The 2,264-nt window shown below is 62.5% G+C and carries 1 protein-coding gene; it reads right to left on the reverse strand.

Annotated features, from left to right (window positions below):
* Nucleotides 1–2,247 (reverse strand): type ISP restriction/modification enzyme (locus Q0R16_RS16750; RefSeq protein ID WP_295638755.1); only part of this gene is annotated, 2,247 nt, incomplete at its 3' end.
* Nucleotides 2,248–2,264 lie beyond the last annotated feature (17 nt).

A 2,264-nucleotide genomic window follows, 5' to 3' on the forward strand; every position in this document is an offset into this window, starting at 1 on the left:
GTCCGGTTCGCCCACGAGCTTGCAGAATTCACGCGTGCGGAACGCCGGTGCTGGTGCGCGCTGGAACGCTTCGAGCGCGCGCACTTCGCGCCCGACGGCGGCGGCGCGGGCGAACACCGCTGGATCGGCGGGAAAGGGCACATGCGGAAAGGTGTCTTCAAGGTCTTCGGCGAAGCGGCGCGCGTAGCTGCTGGCCGAGAGCAGGCAGAGCATCGCGTCGAAAATGTCCCCGGGTGCTTGCTCGGCACCGTATGCCTCGGCCAATGCCGAGATGAGGACAGGACTCAGATTGAACGCATTGGGTCCCGCGCGGCGGTCATAAAGCGGGAAGGCGTAACCGCCACGACCACTGAACGAGTGGTAGTCGGGGATGGACCCGTGACACCAGACTGCCGGTCCCGCACCAACGCCGAATGGCATACTGTAGAACCCAACGTTGCGAGCACCCCAGGCTGCCTGGAGTTCCGGACGCAGGAAATCGCCATATGCTCGGTGATTATAAAGGCTTCTCTGGTCGAAGGGTCGATAGCTGACCTGTGAGATCAGGTTAGGATCAAATGGGATGGCGCTTGCGCCCGTCCAAAGTCGGTCACGCGAATCATGGAAGGCGCTCTTCGCGTCGGCTGGGGTCATCCGCCGAAATGCCTGAATCCGATCCGCCAGAACCTGACGGTCAGGGCTGTAAATAAAGTGATCGCGCTTGGTTTGGAGGCCGCTAAGGCTGAACCGGAAAATCTCCCTAATTGACAGCCATTCTCCATTATCAAAGGGCTCGGGCCGCCAGTCTTCCAGCAATCCGCGATCGATAGCCACTTGATTGGTCGCCTTGCCTGCATCGGCCATGCTTGTCAGCCAATCCAGTTTCGGCCGCTTGCCGAAGCGCCCCTCCTTCCAGCAATCCGTATAGACCACATCCGCCAGTACGCCTTCGGCCTTGCTGCCATCCGCAATCGCGATTGTAATCGCGGTGCCAACCATGATGTTGAAAACGCCCTGATCGGCATCAACATCACCACGTGGTCCGGCTCTTACATCGCCGCGCAAATCGATCACCTCGATCCGGTCGAACCGTTCGCGCATCATCTGGCGAAGGCCGGCATAAGGCCAGCCGGTCAGGAACTTGCGGTTGGTGATGTAGGCTATGACGCCCCGTTGCGGCGCGTTGTCGGCCTCGAACAACTTCCAGATCGCCCAGCGCCAGAACGCGACAGAAAATTCGGGGAAGGTGTTGAGTTGGCCGCCCTGGCCGGCTTCCTGCACCGGACGTTTGAGATCGTCCCAGATGCCGTCCATCCAGCGTCCGACGAGCGTTTCGTTCTCGCCTTCGGCGAGGCGCTTGTATGGCGGGTTGCCGATAATCGCGAGGATTTGCTGCTGGGCCTTGATACGGTTCGCAGCGTGCCGTTCATCGTCGATCGGAATTCCCTGGATTCCAAGTTGACCCACCGGCGTCACTGCATTTGGTTCGGCCAGCGTATCCGCAAGATAAACCCCCAGACGTGGCAGGCGGACCGGTTGCGGCGCATCCTCGTCGTCGTCGGCCGGGCGCACGCGCAGGGCGTGATGCAGGCGGTAATGCGCGACAGCATAAGGGCCGACCAGCAATTCGAACCCGAACATGCGCGTGGCAAGATCGCCCAATGCCAGCGAGGCGGCCACCCCGCCTTCATCGGCCATCACCTGATCGCGCACCCGCTCGGCCACGCCGAGCAGGAAGGTGCCGGTGCCGGTGGCGGGATCGAGGATGCGCACCGCCGGATCGCGCAAGCCCTGCGTGCCCAGGTTGTCGCGCAGCGCCCGATCGAGCGCGCCCGCCATATAGCGCACCACCTCCAGCGGGGTGTAATAGACGCCATAGCGTTCGCGCGCCGCGGGATCGAAGGTCTTGAGGAAGTCCTCGTAGAAATAGAGGATCGGGTCGCGCCCGCCCGGCTGTAGGGCGAGGATTTCGGGCGCGAAGCTGTTGACGCAATCGCGCATCACTTCGAAGCCGATGCCGATCTGGCTGGTGACTTCATCCTCGCTCAGCACACGCAGCGCGGCTTTCAGCAGCGGATGTTCATCGGGCATCTGCCGCCAGGCATCCTCGCCCACCGCCGCATTGGTCGATTCGCGGACCAGCAACAGGCCGAAGGACAGCGTCTGCGCGAAGGCGGCAGAGAACAGCGCGTCGAAATCGGTGGCCGGATAGCCGCCGGCTTCGGGGTGCGCGTAAAGCACGTTGCGGAAGGTGTTGCGCACGAGCATCAGCGGATCGTTGTTGA

This window comes from Novosphingobium sp., from assembly GCF_025351285.1.
Classification (GTDB): Bacteria; Pseudomonadota; Alphaproteobacteria; order Sphingomonadales; family Sphingomonadaceae; genus Novosphingobium.